Annotated in this window: 1 protein-coding gene; it reads right to left on the bottom strand. The window is 68.0% G+C overall.

The genetic code is table 11. The annotated features are described in order from the left end of the window. On the bottom strand, window positions 1-231 hold a 231-nt coding region (locus tag ACZ3HG_RS25040; protein WP_465335275.1), incomplete at both ends, for a hypothetical protein.

The following is a 231-nucleotide window of genomic DNA, read 5'->3' as shown; positions in this document are numbered from 1 at the left end:
GGATATCCCTGTCCGGCGCTCTGCTCCGACTCCGTGGCGACCGAGACGGTGCCGCCGGTGGCGGCGATCTTCTGGTAGCTCTGCTCGTTGAGGGACGCGGAGTGCACGTACGTGATCTCGGGCGTCATGAATCCGGCGTCGTACATCTGGGTGATGGCGGTGTCGGTCGTCGCGCCCCACACTCCCGCGTGGGTCGTGACGCGCAGGCCCAGTTCGCGAGCCGCCTCGAAC

This window comes from Erwinia sp. PME.40.26/001 (assembly GCF_055556675.1).
Note: the sequence above shows the minus strand (reverse complement) of the source record. Positions and strands in the feature narration are given on the sequence as shown.